Annotated in this window: 10 protein-coding genes; 9 read left to right on the forward strand and 1 reads right to left on the reverse strand. The window is 58.8% G+C overall.

Annotated features, from left to right (window positions below; translation table 11 throughout):
• The first annotated feature begins 327 nt into the window (after positions 1 to 327).
• Both BC443_RS14325 and BC443_RS14330 read left to right on the forward strand, forming a co-directional pair.
• The gene (locus BC443_RS14325; protein WP_071232520.1) at positions 328 to 4,323 is read left to right on the forward strand and encodes a DUF4214 domain-containing protein; all 3,996 of its coding nucleotides are present in this window, start codon (positions 328 to 330) and stop codon (positions 4,321 to 4,323) included.
• A gap of 477 nt (positions 4,324 to 4,800) precedes the next feature.
• Positions 4,801 to 6,789 (forward strand): DUF4214 domain-containing protein, encoded by a 1,989-nt coding sequence (locus BC443_RS14330; protein WP_071232521.1) that lies wholly within the window; start codon positions 4,801 to 4,803, stop codon positions 6,787 to 6,789.
• Between the two features lie 77 nt (positions 6,790 to 6,866).
• On the opposite strand, the gene BC443_RS14335 is transcribed toward BC443_RS14330, so the two are convergent.
• Positions 6,867 to 8,000: a DUF4214 domain-containing protein gene (locus BC443_RS14335; RefSeq protein ID WP_071232522.1), complete on the reverse strand. Its 1,134-nt coding sequence runs from the start codon at positions 7,998 to 8,000 to the stop codon at positions 6,867 to 6,869.
• A 356-nt stretch (positions 8,001 to 8,356) separates the two neighbouring features.
• Here BC443_RS14335 and BC443_RS14340 point away from each other — a divergent pair, with 356 nt between their 5' ends.
• The 7 genes from BC443_RS14340 (at position 8,357) to BC443_RS14370 (ending at position 17,813) form a co-directional block, all read left to right on the forward strand.
• The gene (locus tag BC443_RS14340; RefSeq protein ID WP_071232523.1) at positions 8,357 to 10,075 is read left to right on the forward strand and encodes a DUF6311 domain-containing protein; all 1,719 of its coding nucleotides are present in this window, start codon (positions 8,357 to 8,359) and stop codon (positions 10,073 to 10,075) included.
• Positions 10,076 to 10,079: 4 nt separating this feature from the next.
• A complete protein-coding gene (locus tag BC443_RS14345; protein ID WP_071232524.1) occupies positions 10,080 to 11,807 on the forward strand; it encodes a DUF6311 domain-containing protein in 1,728 nt (575 codons plus the stop codon).
• Positions 11,808 to 11,900: 93 nt separating this feature from the next.
• Positions 11,901 to 13,526, forward strand: a complete 1,626-nt coding sequence (locus BC443_RS14350; RefSeq protein WP_139284332.1) for a hypothetical protein — start codon at positions 11,901 to 11,903, stop codon at positions 13,524 to 13,526.
• Between the two features lie 109 nt (positions 13,527 to 13,635).
• On the forward strand, positions 13,636 to 14,667 hold the full coding sequence (locus tag BC443_RS14355; RefSeq protein WP_071232526.1) for a glycosyltransferase family 2 protein: 1,032 nt from the start codon (positions 13,636 to 13,638) through the stop codon (positions 14,665 to 14,667).
• Positions 14,664 to 15,041, forward strand: coding sequence for a GtrA family protein (locus tag BC443_RS14360; protein WP_071232527.1), 378 nt, complete (start codon positions 14,664 to 14,666; stop codon positions 15,039 to 15,041). Before BC443_RS14355 ends, BC443_RS14360 begins: the two co-directional genes overlap by 4 nt.
• 263 nt (positions 15,042 to 15,304) lie before the next feature.
• The gene (locus BC443_RS14365; RefSeq protein ID WP_139284333.1) at positions 15,305 to 16,255 is read left to right on the forward strand and encodes a hypothetical protein; all 951 of its coding nucleotides are present in this window, start codon (positions 15,305 to 15,307) and stop codon (positions 16,253 to 16,255) included.
• Between the two features lie 22 nt (positions 16,256 to 16,277).
• Positions 16,278 to 17,813 (forward strand): class I SAM-dependent methyltransferase, encoded by a 1,536-nt coding sequence (locus tag BC443_RS14370; protein WP_071232529.1) that lies wholly within the window; start codon positions 16,278 to 16,280, stop codon positions 17,811 to 17,813.
• The last annotated feature ends 308 nt before the right edge of the window (positions 17,814 to 18,121 follow it).

Here is an 18,121-nt window from a genome sequence, read left to right on the forward strand (position 1 = left end):
AGAGATGGCGATAGCAGTAAGTCATGGCAACACCGTACCTGATGGCTCACGTGTTGCACTTGGTCATTGAGACCGCCAAGCTTTCCGAATTTTGTTTTTATAATAAAAAATCGTTAGCCATATGGATTAGATTGCTAATCTTTTATTACTAATACTTAACGCTAATTTCAACGATAAATGGATTATTTTTGTTGCCACTTGGTTACCAAAGTCGTAATTTTTGTCCGTCCGATCCATGGGCGGAGTGGCAGGTGCCTTTGCACTTCGAATCAACGCTCTGTCGGCAAGAAAGCTAATTAAATTTGTGATCTACGGCAGGGTTCCTTCATGGCAACGTCAATCTCTCTTTCGACAGTGCAATCTCTTTACGTGGCCTACTACGGTCGTCCGGCAGATCCGGCAGGTCTGTCTTACTGGGCTCAGCGGCTCGAAGACAACGGCGGTGATACTACAGCCATCATCAAGGCGTTCGGCGATTCCGCCGAGTACGTCGATCGGTTCTCGGATTCCGATAGCGCAACGCTGGTCAACAACCTTTATCGGCAGCTGTTTGGTCGTGATGCCGAGGATACCGGCCGCGACTTCTACGTGAACATGCTCGAGAGTGGCGAGAAAAGCCTGGCCGAGATCGCGCTGACCATCAGCAACGCCGCTCAGGGTAGCGACAGTGAAGTGTTTGCCGGTCGAGTCGAGGTAGCCGACGCCTTTACCAAGGAGCTGGATACCGCCGAGGAGATCGCCGCCTATTCAACGGAGCGCGGCATCGGCATCGGCAAGAATTATCTGGAAGAAGTGACGGTCACCAACACCGCAACGAAGGTGCTCAACAAGACCATCGAAACCGTCGCGACTCTGCTGCCCACCACGCCGGGCGATGGCGGTACTGGCGGCGGCGGTGGTGGCACGCCGGCGCCAACGTTCACGCTGGCCGTCGACGATAGTGGTGTGCTGACTTTCGGCGGCACCGCCACAGGCGAAATCTCCGTCAGCGCAGGGACGAGTATCGGTGAATACAATTTCACCCGTGGCGGTGTAACCACGACGCTGGAACCGGCTGAGTCTGTCAACGTTACTTCCGTCAATTTGGGCGCCGCCGACATTCGAGTTCCCGGTAGTGAGGTGAGCTTGCTGACCCTGGGCATTAACGGGTCGGGGAACCTGACGATTACAGATGTCGCTAAAGATGTAGACCTGTCCAGCCTTTCCGTCGATAACGCCCTGAACGTGACACTTGAAGTCACTGAATCGCTCGATATTACCGGTCTGGACAGCAGTTGGATCGATAACCTCGATCTGGCGGCGGGCACTGTCGTGACCATGACGGTTGCGCAGTATAACGACATCGCACGCAGCGGCGATGGCAGCTACGCGCTGGAAGATACTGCCGACAATCTGGCGCCGGATACTGATACCGTACAGGTTGTTACTGCCGTAGCCGATGGCATCAATGTTGCCGTGACCGGCGCGGTATCTCTCAATCAACTGCAAGCACTGGACAGTGCCAATGGCGACGGTGCATTGACTTACACCACTGTCAGCGGTACGGCGGCAGAGCTGGTTGCTAATGCCAAGGGCATGGATGACGTTACCTACATCGTCGATGGCGTAAATGTCGTTGTAACCGATAGCATTGCCATTACCGAACTTGACGGCGTGAAAGCTGAAATTGGTGATGGTACGGTCACGGCGCAAGCTATCGAAGGTAGCATCGCTGAGCTGATGCCCGACGAGGTAGTGATTGCGTATGTAGGAGAGGGTACGAACGTTACCGTCACTGGTTCCGCCACCATCGAACAGATCAAAGCCATCGATGACAAAAACGGCAATGGCGATTTGACGGTCTCTGCCATCGAAGATAGCGTGGCCAATTTAGTCACTGCAGATGGCGTCAGCGGTTATATCAAAGATGGTATCGATGTAACTATCACCGATGCGATCACGCTTGCTCAACTTGGCTCTCTCGATACGGCCAATGGTGGTGGTGCATTGACTTACACCACCGTCAGCGGCACGGCCAGTGCTCTGGTAGAGGATGCAAATAGCAACGCCGGTGCGGGGACTTACGTTACCGATGGCAAGAATGTCGTCGTGACCGGCGAGGCTTCACTTACCCAGCTTGACGAACTCAATAACGCCAACGGTGCTGGTGATTTGAGTTATACCACCGTTAGCGGTACGGCGGCGGAGTTGGTGGCCAATAGCGCTGGGCATGTGAAAAGCGGCGTCAATGTAGTCGTTACCGACGCGGCCACTGTCGATCAGCTCAACACGTTGAAAGGCTTGATCGGTAGTGACGCCACATTGACGGTGGGAGCGATTGAGGATTCCGTTTCGGCGTTGGTGCCTACTGGTAATGATGTCAGCGATTATGTCACTGATGGGGTTGATGTCACTGTCACTGATTCCGTCACGATTGACCAAATTGCTGCCATCGATGCGCAAAATGGCGACGGCGAGCTGACCTATGCCCTTACGGATAGTTACAGCGAGATTGCCGACGATCTGGCCGACGATAGCTTCGATTACTTGAGCGATGCCACAGCTATTCAATTAAGTGACTACACTATCGGTGAACGTAGCGTAGCCGATATTCAGGCGTTACTGGCGCTGAATCATATGGAAGATAGGAACGGCGGTGCTTTAGACGTGGAAGATCTGTCCTATACGCTCAAAGATACCGCTGCCAATCTTGCATCTTCTTCTGATGATATGGATTCCATTCTGGCACAGGCGACTTCTGTAACCGCGTCTACTGATGCCTCCGTCAGTCAGGCCAAAACGATCTATGCACGGGATAATGCAGCTACTTATAACATCAGTGATTCTGCGTCCAGTCTGGCGAATGGTGACAGTGCTGCTGCAGTAACGCAGGCTGGCGATTTGACCGCAACAACCACCGCGACTGCGGCACAAGCCACGACTATTGCCGGGCGTGATGGCTCAGTGGGTACGCTGACTTATAACGTGGCGGATACCTATGCCAGCCTGACGGCTAATAGCGTCGGTGTGAATAGTGCTAAGGATGTGACTGTCAACTGGAGTGGTGATTACTTGACGACTACCCAAGCAGGAGATGTCGTTGATTTCACCAACACTGGGCTGACCTCTATACCCTACATTCGTGATAGTGCTGCCGCTATCAATAGCTTTGTTAGTACTAATCAAGAAAATGGAACACTACACTATGACTTCTATGTAGAGGACACGGCAGCAAATATCATTACCCAGATCGGCGACGCTTCAGCGGATAATCTCTATTTTGCAAAGGGCAATGCTGATATCGGGATCGAGGGCGACCAATCTGTCGCGCAAATCCACGTAACGGACACATTCACTGTCGGCCAGTCCGAAGCGTTCTGGGTCGCCATTAACCCGGTCTTTGATAGCAATGTCGAGACTACCGCTGGCAAGACGGACTATCGTATTGACGATGCGATTGGGAGCTACGACGACGAAACTGTTGCGCAAGATTGGATAACGAAGTCCGATCAGTTGGGTGTTAGTGGCACTGCTGCTGATATCTATGCCGCACAGAATGGTTCGACAGCCGGTTTTGACGATATCTTCGCGCTGATGAATAGCCGCTACAGCGACTATATCCGTGTTACGGGGAGTACCGGCAGTCAAACAATTACAGGTGCGCCGGGTAGCGATACGATTAATGTCGGCGCCGATAACGACTGGGTTGATGGTAAGGCTGGCAACGATACTATCCGCGGTGATGCCGGTTACGACCAGCTTTATGGTGGCGACGGCGACGATACGATCTATGGTGGTGACGATAGCGATGTCGACTACCTCTACGGTGGCAGCGGCCGGGATACGATTTACGCCGCCGATGCCGCTGCCAATACGGTCTATGACACCGCCCGTTATTATGGCGCTAACCAAATCACCGGGGGCGAGGGCGGTGACAACATGTACGGCAGCACCTACTTCGATACGTTCTATTATGCGGGAAGTGATCGTAGCTCGTTGATCAACGAGTCCGGGACGACCCAATCGACTCGCGATTACATCACGAATTTCGGTCTAGGAGATAGGATCGTATTCTCGGAAGCTGACAGCGTACAATATTTTGGAAGTGGTTCTGCCAATGCTTCTGCCGTTGACCCCGGTACATTGGGTCTGTCGATTCGCTACGAGAAAGACGTTCAGGTGTTGAACTGGAACGGTAATGCACTCACTGATGCTACCCGGATTCTGGTCGACATTGCCGATCAGGACGGCCAGTTCGATGATGTGGCGGACATGCAAGTCATTCTAGTGGGCGGCAATATTGACGTTAACTGGGACCACAATGCCATCCTTTACGGTGGCTGATTTATCGCTCACCTAGCCATGATATGCGCCCCGCTTCGTGCGGGGCGTTTTTTGTTTGAGGCGCGATGAATTGCGCGTGGATATTGTCTCGTGACGAAAGAGGGCACCCCGTCTCATTGATAAAAGAGGACAGCCGTTCGTCTCAATGACGCTCGATTCTCTTTTTTATACTCGGATCGGCCGTTCTGACACATCGGTGCAGGCCGCCAAATATCGCCTTGATCCCTGCGTTCGATGGGCTCTCCTATGACTCGCTAGTCTGTCCACCTGCTTTTTCATAACTTTTCGGCATGTGAAAGACATTGCAGGGTGGGGCATGGCAACTAGACTGGCTTCTGGGTTACATGACGTAGCCTGTATTTACCCAAGGCACATGGATGGGCCTGATAGGGCTAGCAGCACGCCAGATCACCCGGGCAGTTCGTTTCGGGCTCTCGGCCAGCCGCATTCATGCGCCCGGATATGGAGATCAACCGCATGGCATCACAAACTTCCCTCGACTTCGTGCAGAGCCTCTACGTGGCGTACTACGGTCGCCCGGCCGATTCAGCCGGCCAGATGTACTGGGCAGAGCGTGCCGATGCCGAAGGCCAGGGCGCGATTCTGGACGCTTTCGGCAATTCAGAAGAATTCACTCAGGAATATGGCGATCTCGGGAACGAAGAGCTCGTCGATTCGCTGTATCAGCAGCTGTTCGGTCGTAGCGCTGACGCGGCAGGGCAGAGCTATTACGCGGGGGTGCTGGCCAGCGGTGACAAGTCGCTGTCGGAAATCGCTGTCACCATCATGAATGCCGCGCAGGGTTCTGACGTCGATGCCATCGACGCCAAGACGGAAGTCGCCCAGTACTACACAGATAATGTGGCGGAAGACGAGTACGACGTGGATGAGGCGCAGAGCCTGGTCGCTGAAGTCGACGGCGAGACCTCCGAGCAGGAAATCGCTGCCGCCAAGGCTCAGGTCGATGCCTCGACTGGTGATGAGCAGACACCGCCGTCCGATGGTGGTGACGAGCAGACACCTCCGGCCGATGAGCAGGTTCAGGTTGTCGATGGAAGCGAGATTACTGCTGACAACAGGAGTTTCTCGCTCGGCGATAACCAGGCCATTCGTTTCACTGGCGTCAATAGTGATGAAACGATCAATGTCGATGGTTTGACCGCCGACAAGACTCTCATGGTCGAGGGCAGCGAAAATATCACCCTCAACCTGGACACTGGCTCGGCTGCGTCAGGCCAATTGGCAATCGAAGATTCCGCCGTGACGCTTTCGGGTATTCAGCAGGACAGCACATTGACGTCTCTGGCCGTGGACGCGGCAGGCAGCGCTTCGCTAAACATGAATGCCTCCATTGCCAGCCCGCTGCAGAATCTGGAGATTACCGGTGATAGCGGTAGTTTTGAGCTGACCGGTGCCGTTGTCGGTTCTGCCGAAGACGGCGCTGAGATCGATGCGTCTGGGTATGGTGGCGATGTCACGATCGGTGACGGCGTGCTCGATAATGCCACGAGCGTTACGACCGGTAGCGGTGACGACACGCTCACGGTCGACAAGATCAGCGGTGGCGATACTGCACTGGCTATCGACGGCGGCGAAGGTAACGATTCGCTGACGGTGACGGACAGCATGTCGCCTGACGATTACATCGACAGCGATGTCAGCGGTTTCGAATCCTTTACGTTCGAAGGCTATTCCAAGGTCGATGCCGAACAGCTGTCTGACGCGCAGACTTTCAACTTCCAATCCGGTGGGGATCTCGCTCATCTGACTGCCGATCAGAATGTGATCGCCACGGCCGCCGGTGTTGGTGAAGGCGGCTCCCCGATGATCCTGCGTGATGCCGCGGATTCGGTGAATGTCGAAGCGGTCAATGCCGAAGGGGCGGATAGTACGCTCGACCTGAAGGTGCTGAAAACCAGTGCAGACTTCGAAAGTGGCACGATGAATCTGACGGGTGATGCCAACGTCAATTATGAAGAGTCCGGCCGCCAGTTCGATGATTTCGATGCTTCTGGACTGGAAGGCGACTTGACGTATGCCGGTGCCGATTACGCACAGGAAACGATCGAGCTGGGTAGCGGCGCCACGACGATGTCGGTCGAGATGGAAGATACCGATGACGAGGGTGTTGCTACGGGCAATGTCGTCGCTACTTCCAGCTACGAAAACATGGATGTCGTGACCGGTTTCGATCTCGATGGCGACGATACGCTGACCGATCTCAATGGTGATGCCGTTGCTCCGACGGATGTGACCAATAGTGTGAGTGATGGTGCCGATATAGACGCTGCGTTCGCCGCTGCCGCGGGTACTGAGGCAGCTGCCGATTCCGGCTACGTCTCCTTCGAGTTTGAAGATGCGACTTATGTCTACTCGAATAACGACGGCGAGGAAGGTGTGACGGCTGATGACTTCGCACTGAAGCTGGGCGTTCAGGAATCCACGGCGGCTGACGCTGTAGCCTGATGACTCGTTAGACTAAGCGAAGGATGAAGCCCGAGGCCTCCGGCCTCGGGTTTTTTTGTCAGCTGACAGTTTGCGGGTCAGGCAATCCACCAGTCCTGGTGGTTGTCGGTCTGCAAGCCATGCAACCAGTCGCCAGCGTTGATGCGGTTTTCGTCGGAGTTGGAGAAACCCAGCAGGACATCCGTCGGTGCCTTGCCGTTATCGAGTTCACCGAGCCAGTAGCTCTCGCCGCTGCTATCCGGGGTGCGGTCGAGCACGTTGGCGTAGAGCTGGGTGATGAAGTCCTGATCGTTCTCGACATCGAAGCGTGACTGAAACTCGTCGGACGCCAGAAAGCGCTTGCCGATCTCCCTTACCGTCATGCCTTGCTCGAATTGGTCGAGCCAATAATTGAGCCCGTCGTGATCGGGCTGGCGGTCGAGCGCCGCGGCATAGAGCAGAGCGATCTCTTCAGCCTTGCTGTTCGATGCCACCCCTTGCCCGGCCATGGTGCCGTCCGGCAGGTTGGCCTCGACGCCGCTGTACGTGCTGTTGATCAGCGCTTGCTGGATACCGAATTCGTCCCAGCGGGCCTGAGTGTCGCCGTCGACTCGCTCGAAGGCTTCGGCGCGGATGGCCTCGGCGAGCGTGGCATTGTCGAGTTCGAAGACCGAGCCGACCCGTTCGAACACGCCGGCCCAGTCGAGTTGGCCGAAAGCCTGATCGAGCTCCGTCGCTGCCCGGAAAGTGGCGACGTCGATGCCGGTTGCGCCCGACAGGTTCAGCAGTGTCTGGGCGTCGATGTTTCCAAGCCCGGTGTCGTAGGCGAGATTCTCGACCTCGTCGGCACTGTAATGGTTGCCGTAACTGTCGCTGAAGGATTCGATGCGCCCCGCGCCCTTGAAGTCGACAACGACCGTGGTCTGTCCTGTCCAGGCATCGACCAGTATCAGGTGCTGCCCATCGAGAATGCCGGCCATGTAATCGTTGGCGTGGCCGCTCAGGGTCATGGCATCCTGCCCGCCGGCATCGACCACGGTCGTGATGGCGGCGCCGATGCGATAGTCGTCGTTGCCGTTGCCTCCCGCCAGGCCGGTGATCAGCCCCAGGCTGGTAAGCGTGTCATCGCCATCCAGCCCGATGAGCATGTCGCTCTGGTAGGTGTCGAGCAGATCGTTCCCCTGGGTACCGAACCGGTAACTCCCCGGGGTGATGTAATATTTGCTGGCCATTTGCCGTTCCTCCGTCGATGCTTCCGATTTTTGTATCAAAACGTTACAAACTTAAGGCGTCGGCCATTGGGTGGCAAATCCGACCAAGGGCTAGCTGGCGGCATGACTCGGCTGTCGACCGAAGGCGGGCTGTCAAACTCGTCGAGAAGGGCATGGCTGCTGGCTCCGGCCCGTGGCGTTTCTCCTGGTGATCGGTCTGGCTATAATGCCTGCCCGCTCGGCAGGCCGGCCCGCCATGAAGTGCGCTCGCTCAGTAGCGAAGCATTCGTTCGACATTGATTCGTTCATCATTGATTCGTTCATCATTGAATAGGTGTGATCTGAGAAACCACGCGCATAGGAAAACGGACCTTGGAATGAGCCCAGGCCAGAGCGCGGCCTGGCTGGATGCCGGTCTGTGGTTATTGGCGGCACTGGCGGGTCTGGTAATGGCTGTCTGGCTTTATGGCCCGGCGCTGAATCCACTCAATGTGACCTGGCTGCTGGCAGAAGGAGACAGTTTTCAGCACTTCAGCGGCTGGGATCTGTTTCGGCGCGATGTGTGGCACTGGCCGTTGGGCGCGGTGCCGACATTGGGCAGCGCTATCGACTCGAGTGTGGTATTCAGCGATTCGATTCCGCTGATCGCCTTGCCGCTCAAGCTGCTGCATGGAGTGTTGCCCGATCCTTTCCAGTACGTCGGTATGGTGATGGCGCTCAATCTGGCCTTGAATGCGTCGGTGGCGGTGGGTCTGGCATTGCGGCTGCAGGCTACACGTTCCATTGCGCTGCTGGTTGGCCTGCTGGTATTGGCGCTGCCGGCCGTGACGATGCGCGGCCCCGGCGCGCTGGGGCATGAGGCATTATCGGCACACTGGTTGATCTTGCTCGGCCTGTGGCTGGGGCTGGAACGCTCGGTTACGCGCCAAGGACTGCTGCGCTGGGCACTGCTGCTCAATCTGGCGGTACTGATCCATTTCTATCTGTTCTTCATGGTCGGTGTGCTCTGGGTTGCCTGGTGCCTGCGCGGGGCCTGGTCGCTACGGGGCAGGGCATTGGTCGGGCTTAGCGGCTGGATGCTGGCGACGGTAGCGGTCACCTGCGGTGTCATGCTGGCCGCGGGTTACTTTCAGTTCGGTGTCGAGATCGAAGGCGATACTGGCTTTGGGCTTTATAGTGCGGGGCTGCTGACGTTCTTCAATCCTGGTTCGGCCGGCCTGTTCTTTGGCGGGGCGGATTTTCATGGTGTGTCCCGAGTGGTGCCGGGGTGGCTTTCCCCGGTTCAGGGGCAGTATGAAGGCTTTGCCTACGCCGGGTTGGGGGTGCTGCTGTTGGCGGGTCTGGCACTTGCCTGTAAATTGGCGGGCCGAGGTTTGGCGTCCGGTGCCGTTCCTGGCTGGCCAAACCGCGTGGTTTGGGTGCTGGCCCCGTTAGCGCTTTTCATTTTTGCGCTGGGTGATCGCTGGGTTTTCAGCCACGGGTCGTTCGAGTGGCGATATCCGGCATTGCTGGAGCCGGTGACGCAATATCTGCGTTCCAGCGGCCGCATGGCCTGGCCGTTGCTTTATGTCGTCGTATTCCTGTCGCTGCTGTCGTTGATGCGGCGAATGCCTGCTCGCGTACTGGCTGCGGTGTTGGCGGTCTGTGTGGCACTTCAGTGGTGGGATCTGGCACCTTGGCACGGCTTCGTGCGCGGCAACATGCAGGCGCTGACGCCCGCCAGACATTCCTACGAGCCTTTCCCCTGGATCGCTCGCGAGGACTTGAATGCGCTGGCCGAGGGGCGACGCCAACTGAGTTACTTGCCCGGGGATGACATGTACCATCTCAAGGCGGCGACATGGCTGGCGGCACGCCATGATATGTCGATCAACGTGGCCTATTTTGCCCGCGTCAACCAGGGCGTTCTCTACCAGGCCGCCGGGCCGGCGCGCAAGGCGTTCGCCGAGCGCGAGCTGAATCACGATACGTTGTATGTCTTGACCGATGAGTCATGGGTCGGGTCTGTATGCCAGTTGCCGGAAATGCGCTGCATTGCCGTGGACAAGATCACTTTTGCCGGTTGGGAGCGAGCCGACAATGACAGCGAAAAATAGCGGCATGGCGCGGCTTGGCTCGGCCATGGCGCGTCATGATCAGGCGTTGGCGATTGCTGCTTCCGCTCTGTTGGGGGCTTGGCTGGCGCTTCATTTATACGGCTGGGCGGCGATCGACCCGACCCAGGTGCGGTGGTTGCTCACCGAGGGCGACCCGTTTCAGCACTTTATCGGTTGGGATGCGTTTCGCCGCGACGAGTGGCGCTGGCCATTGGGCGCTATTCCGCAGTTCGGCACGTTCATCGATTCGAGTATCGTCTTTACCGATTCGATACCGCTTCTGGCGTTTCCGCTCAAGCTGTTTCACGACGTTTTGCCGGATCCGTTCCAGTATCAGGGTCTGGTGATGCTGTTGAATCATATCCTGAATGCGGCATTCGCCTGTGGATTGGCGCTGCGGTTGCGGTGTCGCCCGGTGGCTTCGGTGCTTTTCGCTGCGTTGGTCATCATGCTGCCTATCGTCGCGATGCGAGGCCTGGGGGCCCATGGGCATGAGGCGTTGACGGCGCACTGGCTCATTCTGTGGGGGCTGGGGTTGGCGCTGCGCCCCGGAGACCGTGACGGTAGTCATGTCGGCGCCATGGCGCACTGGCTGATCCTGATGCTGATCGCCGTCCTGGTGCATTTCTATCTCTTTTTCATGGTCGGGACGCTGTGGGCCGCCTGGTGGGTCTGCCAGTTGTTCAGGTCGGTGACAGGCCGACGAATCGATACCGGCGTGAGCTTGGGGCTGGGGGCTGTCATCAGTGTGGCTTGTGTCCTGGCGACTATGTGGCTGGCGGGGTATTTCCAGTATGGGCTGGAGGTCGGCCCGGGTTCGGGTTTCGGCTATTTTTCCGCCGAGGCCATGACTTACATCAATCCGCTGTCCGAGGCCTGGTTCTTCAATGGAACGGGCGTGAGCGGTGCGTCGCGTGTGCTGCCCGGCTGGTTGACGCCGATTGCCGGTCAATACGAGGGCCAGGCTTATGCCGGAATCGGGGCGTTATTGTTTCTCCTGGCGGGGTTCCTGGTTGCGGTACGCCGGCTGCGGTGGGCACAACTGCGTCCTCTGCCCGGGGAAGTCTGGCTGGTCGCCGTGGCGCTTCTCGGTTTGTTCGTCTTCGCCCTTGGCGACCGGTGGGTGATCGGCAAGCTGGTCTGGTCGGTGGACTACCCCGCACTGCTGGCGCCGTTGACAGAATACATCCGCTCCAGTGGTCGCATGGTGTGGCCGCTGCTGTACGGGCTCATGCTTCTCGGCATGGTTTATCTCTCCAGAACGGTCCTCAGTCGAAACCTGGTCGCCCTGTTGGTCATCGCATGGCTGGTGCAGTGGGCGGATCTGAAGCCCTTTCATCATTTCGTGCACGCGGGATTGGCCGGCCGTGTGGCATCCGTGGCGAATGGCTCTCCCTATCCTGCGTTGGAAGACGCCCGGCTGGCCGCCTTGCTGGACTCGCACGAGTCGCTTAGCTACCTGCCGGGAGACGACCTGGGCACGCTGAAGCCTTATGCCTGGCTGGCGGTGCGCCATGACGTGGCATTGAATGTGGCGTATTTCGCGCGTATCAATGCGCAGGTATTGAAAGAGGCGACGACGGCTGAAGTGGCGCGAGTGGCCCGTGGCGAACTGGAAGCGAATCGAGTCTACGCGATTACCGACAACCAGCTGGCGGATCAGGCATGTGGTGCCGTAGGTGTGGAGTGCTTCGTGGTCGACAAGGTGACGATCGCGGTACGCGCACCTTGATGTTGGTACACGCACTTTGATGACGCTTGGTTATGGCGTGGCTTCGACGATTGGATCCGGTATCGAATGAACTCGACAGGTAGTGAAACTCTGATGGCTGAACGGCGCGCAAGAATCTCTATTGACGGTTGGCTGGGTTATATCCCCGCCATTGCGTTGGGCATGTTTTGCCTCTGGATCGTATGCGGATCGCCGGCTCATGTCCTGGCGGGCGGCTTGATGATCGATACCGATTATCCCAATGCGGCGGCGGCCTTCGAGATTTTCGTACGCGACCAATGGCACTGGCCGTTGGGAGAAAGCCCGAACTTCGGCGGCGTCAACATTTTCTTCAGTGACGGGGCGCCATGGCTTGCCTTGTTCGCCAAGGCCATCAACGGCCTCACGGGCTTCTATATTCCTTTTCATACTCTGGTGATCGTCAACATCTTGCTGTTTGCCGTCATGGCCTATCGCCTGGCGAGATGCCTTGTCGCTGAGGAGACGATCCGCTGGCTGGTCTGTGCGTTGCTCGTCTTCAGTCTGATCATGCCGGTTCGAATGATTGGTGCCCAGCATATTGCGCTGGGCAGTTACTGGGTCGTGCTATGGGCGATGTGTTGCGTACCCGTTGGAACTGCAAGCCGCCTCTGGTGGAGGCGCTGGGAGTTCCTTGCCACCACCGGCCTGGCGATTCTCAGTCATGCCTATCTGGGTGCGATGGCGATTGCCATCGTCGGTATCGTGTTGCTTTCCGAACGCCGCTGGGTGGCCGCGGCGCTCGCTGCTCTCTGGCCGCTGCTATTGCTGTACGTGGTGGGAGTGTTTCATGGCGAACACTCCACGACCGAAGGGGCGAAGGCGTACTCGCTGGACTTGCTGGCGTTTGCAGAATCCCTTGGGTGGGCCATCACGCCGAATCTCTACGCTATCGACGAGCCGACGCAAAGTGATGCCATTCTCTATCTGGGCACCGGGGCGTGGTTATTGCTGCTGGCAAGCCTGGCGATGGGGGCGGCAACGCTGGTTAAACAACGCACGTGGCCAGCTTGGTATCCGAGAGACTGGTTCGGCGCTGCCATCAAGGGACAGGATCCCAGGAAGCGGCGTCTGCTCGTGTTGCTGGTCGCAGCGCTACTGCTGGTGATTTATGCGATGGCCTTCGATCTTCGCGTGGCAGGGCACCGGCTGCTGTCGCTGGATTTCCCATCGTTGACGCTTGCGCTTTACGACCGCTTCCGGGTGACCGGCCGCTTTGCTGCGCCGATGGCGTTTCTGCTGATCGTCCTGGCTGGCTTGGCCTGGTCTTCCCGACGTGCTTGTATGCCTAAATGGGTCTGGGCGAGCGTGGCATGTCTGGCTATCGTCTTGCAGCTTCTCGATGCTCGGCATGCGGGTACCAAAAGCCCGCCAGGGGATTGGCTCGCCGATGCTGAAGAACAGCGCAAGGCTGTCGCCAGTGTACTCGAGGGTCGAGACTGGTCAGGGCGCGTTTACAAGGATGTCGGGTATTTCGAGCTTGAACAGCAGCGGTTGATCGATCGCCTGCTCGTGGACTTTGGCGCCCGCCATTTCGAGGTCGTCCACGGTGCGCGACTCGCGCCGCAGGATGTCGAGCGCCGTTCGGGCTATCGAGATGCTCGGGCTGGCGATGTCGTGTTATTGAATCAGGGCGCACCCGGTCCGGCGTGTGAGCGCCAGGCGGCAATCAAGACGTTTGTCCTCTGCCTGGTCGAGTGAGCCATTTGCCCGCCGGGCGAGATGGCGCTCGTCAAGCGTTGCCGAGCAAGGCTTCATTCTGGCTGACTGCATCGCCGGACGTCGAATCGTAGTTTAAGGCCAAGGAATTATGAGCAAATTAGTCACATTGGTTGTGGCCGTAAAGAATGAGGATGAGGCGATAGCGCCGTTCCTCGAGGCTATTGACCGCGAAGTCGATTATCCGGGTGTCGAACTTGAAATTCTCTTCGTCGACGATGGCTCCACCGATAGCACGCTGCAGGCCCTGCAGTTGGCCGCGGAGCGGGATAGCCGCGTACGCTGGTTGAAGTTGTCTCGCAACTTCGGCAAGGAAGCGGCAATGACGGCCGGCATCGATCACGCTCGTGGCGATGGGGTGATCCCCATGGATGTCGACCTGCAGGATCCACCGGTGTTGATCAACGATTTCATCCGACTATGGCTCGATGAGAGCTACGCCATGGTCTACGGCGTTCGCGTATCGCGCCACGAAGACACGCGTCGTAAACGCACCTCGGCGAATCTCTTCTATCGCCTTTTCAATCGTATTTCTCCGACGCCTATCCCGGATAATGCCGGCGACTTTCGTTTGCTGGACCGCCAGGTCGTCGAGGCGCTTAAACGTCTGCCCGAGCGAAACCGTTTCATGAAAGGGTTGTTTGCCTGGTCCGGCTATCGGTCGGTGGGTGTGCCTTACGAACGCCCGGCTCGGCAGGTCGGGGAGTCGAAGTTCAATCTCTGGAAGCTCTGGAACTTCGCGCTCGATGGCCTGGTGGGGTTCTCGACGCTCCCGTTACGAGTCTGGAGCTATATCGGTGGTGGCGTTGCGCTACTGTCTTTCGTCTACATATTGGTGATCGTTTTCAAGGCGCTGGTGTTCGGACGCGATACGCCGGGCTATGCGTCTGTCATGTCGGCAGTGCTGTTTTTCGGCGGTATGCAACTGCTGTCGATCGGCGTGCTGGGGGAGTACATGGCGCGGCTGTTCGTGGAGGTCAAGCAACGCCCGCTGTATCTGGTGGAAGTGGATAGCCTGGGTAGCAACAAGGCCGAGTCGATACAGCACGGCAAAACCTTCGAAGGAAGCGACAAGCGCATAGAGGATGCAGACGATCCCGCTCACGGGGAGCGTGAACGATGAGGCGTTGGACCGAGGAGCTGGCCACGCTGATGCGGTTTGGCGGTGTGGGGGTGCTCGCGACACTGGTGCATATCGCTGTTGCCGCCGCGGTGTTCTGGTGTTGGGCTTCGGTCTCTCCCTTCCTGGCTAATGTGTTGGCCTTCCTGGTCGCTTTTCAGGTTTCACTGTGGGGACATCGACGGTTCACCTTCCGACGCCAAGGGCGCTCGGGGCGTTTCTTCCTGATCGCGTTAGCGGGCTTTGCGGCCAACAACGGGATACTGGCCAGCCTTTTGGCCACGACTTCGATCTCGGGGTTGCCGGCTGTCGCCATCTCGACATTACTTGTCCCGTTGGCGATGTTCGTGGCCGCTCGGTTATGGGCTTTTGCCTGATTCGACGGGTCTTTCGCAAGATCAAAACTTTCACTGGCTTGATGTCATGATCCGCTATCCTGGCGCCTGCCGGCATTCGCAGCTCAGCCTACGGCAGGCACTATCGATCAGCCTGGCAATCTGTTGCTGCAGGTCGCCGCTCGCGGCACGATGGATCCGTACTTCGCCACGGCTAGGGGTTGAGGCGGTCTCGAAACGTTTCGACTGCTGACGAGCAATAACTAGCCGATATCCAGTATCGGCAATTTAAGGTGCATTGCATCGTGGCTAGCCCCTTGCTCCCCAACGAGCCCCGCATTCCCGATGAGCAGCGCGAACAGGCGCTGACCGCGCGCTTTCTATCGCCCGCATTGGCGGCGCTGGAGTCGCTGTTTCTGGCGCTGCGTGCCGAACTCGACCCGGCATTGCGCCAGGCCCGGCCGGTCAAGCAGGGCAAGCCGTTTCCGCTGGGCCAGTGCCTGGAAATTTCCCAGGCGGTGCAGCGCCAGTTGCAGCAGCTCGACTCGGCGACACTCGGTGGCGAGGCGGCGCAGGGTTACCGGGCGCTGGCGGCGTTCATGAAGCACGGCGGCAATGTCCGGCAGGTCTGGGGCGATCTGCGCGGCGAGTATTTTCAGAACGCCTTTCTGATCGGCACGCTCTATGTCGATGTCGCCAACGATACCGTCGATCCGGCCAAGCCGCCGGTCGAGGTGCTGCCGTTCGCGGCGTCACGTCTCGTCCCGGTTGCCGATTATCGCCACTTTGCCCGCGTCGCGGCCCGCTACTGGCAGGCGCGGGTCTATCCCAATCATCTGTTTCCTGAACTGGCGCCTTTCTTCCCCTTGCTCACCGTGACGGCGGCCGGGTTCGTGCAGCTGCAGGCGGCGTCCAACTACATGATCGCGCTCACGCTGGCCGGCGCCTTCCGCCCCGCTGAAACCGTGCTGGCGGAGGCGCCAATGAACGCCAGTCTGTTCGGTCTTCTCCGTCAACGCCTTTCTTCACAGCCCTGCGCGCTGCCCGTCGCATTGGCGGCCCATCCCGAAGCGGGGCGGGCTGCTGCGCTCGCGATGTGCCAGACGTATCGGGAGCAGGAGATCATGGAAGATACGCAGCGGCGCGATACGGCCGTGAAAGCCGTCTTGCGGGTCAATGGCGAACTGGCGCGTTTCCGGGTGGAGGCGAGTGAGGGGGCGAGGCCACAGGGTGTTCTTGCCCGCAATGATGGATGACACCAATCGCAGGAGAGTTGCCATGGCATCGCCGGAAACAGGCTATGTGACCGACCAGGAATATACCCACGGCTATTACGCCGAGCTGAACCCGTTGCGCCTGCGTCTGGCGCTGCTCAATGCGAGGTTGAAGCCGCCGGTCATTGCGCATGCCTGTGAATTGGGCTTCGGTCAGGGCGTGAGCGTCAACCTGCATGCCGCCGCTTCGCCGGTGGCCTGGCACGGTACCGACTTCAATGCCGCCCAGGTCGTGCATGCCCGTGAAATGGCGACGGCCAGCGGCGCCGACCTTCATCTGGCCGACGAGAATTTCGCGACATTCTGCGCGCGCGATGACCTGCCGATGTTCGATTACATTGGCCTGCACGGCATCTGGAGCTGGGTCGGCGATGCCAACCGGCGCACGCTGGTCGACTTTATCCGCCGCCGCCTCAATCCCGGCGGTGCGGTGTATGTCAGCTACAACACCTTGCCGGGCTGGGCGGCGATGCTGCCGGTGCGCGAGCTGATCAGGGCGCATGCCGATGTGCTGGGCGCGCCTGCCGCCGGGTCGGCAGCACAGTGGGACGAGGCGTTCGCCTTTGTGGAGCGGCTGTGGCAGAGCGATCCGGCCTTCGCTCGTGCCCACCCGCAACTTCAGCAGGCACTGGCGCAGCTCAAGACACAGGATCGCCGCTATCTGGCCCATGAATTCCTCAACCGTGACTGGACGCCGATGAGCGTGACCCAGATGGGCGACTGGCTGGGCGAAGCGCGCCTGAGCCTGGCCGGCTCGGCACAGCCTCTCGATGACATCGCTGGGCTGCAGCTCAGTTCGTCACAGCAGGCCTTGCTCGAGGAGATCGGTCATCCGCTGTTGCAGGCCGCCACCCGCGACGTGATGGTCAATCAGCGCTTCCGCCGTGACTACTGGCTGAAAGGCGCCCGCCGGCTCAATGCGCTGGAAGTGGCTGCGCAACTGCGTCGTGAGCATGTCGTGCTGCTGCAGCCCGCGGCGGAGGTGACGTTGGAGGTGAAAGGGGCGCACGGTTCGGCGGCCTTGCAGCCGCAGATCTACCAGCCGGTGCTGGCGGCACTCGAGGGCCAGCGGTCGCGGACGATCGCTGAGCTGGAAGCGGAGGTCGACAAGGCGGGGGTGACGTTCAACCAGCTGCGCGAGGCGTTGAAGGTGTTGATCGGCAAGGGCGCGGTCGCACCGGCGCAGGCACCGGAAGCGGCCGATCGCGTGCGCCCACAATGTGCGCGGTTCAACGAGTACCTATGCAGCCAGGCGGCGCTGGGTGGCGAGGTGGGTTATCTGGCCAGCCCGGTCACCGGAGGCGGGGTGAGCGTCGCCCCGGTCGAGCAATGCTTTCTCGATGCCCGCCGTGCCGGCCTGACCCAGCCCGAAGCGTGGGCAGAAGCGGCCTGGCGCGCGCTGGTTGCCCGCGGCCAGCGCCTGATGCGCGACGGCCAGCCGCTGGCAACGGAGGCGGAAAACCGCAACGCCCTCGTCGAACAGGCCCGGCATTTCATGGATAACCGTCTGCCGCTGCTGGAAAGGTTGCAGGTGGTGTAGCGCTATCGACAAAAGACGTATTCAGAAAGCATGAGAACCTGCCGATAGAAGCAGCAGGTCATGGGTGCTCCCTCATAACGTCTTATTTGACAGCTGATGCTGCGCCGGCATCCAGTACCACACAAATCTACAGTGACACGCTGTCCAGCTCCGTGACGCTGGGCGGTGTTTCGGCGGCGCAGGTTCGATGTACAAAGCACGACAGGCGCCATCTCAAGGGAGATACCACAGTGAATAACCTTGGCTGTCAGTCGATGATGTCCGCTCCTGCTGCCTGCCTCGCTGATGAGACAAGGCGTTATCACGAA

This window comes from Salinicola sp. MIT1003, assembly GCF_001858555.1.
GTDB classification, from domain to species: Bacteria; Pseudomonadota; Gammaproteobacteria; order Pseudomonadales; family Halomonadaceae; genus Salinicola; species Salinicola salarius.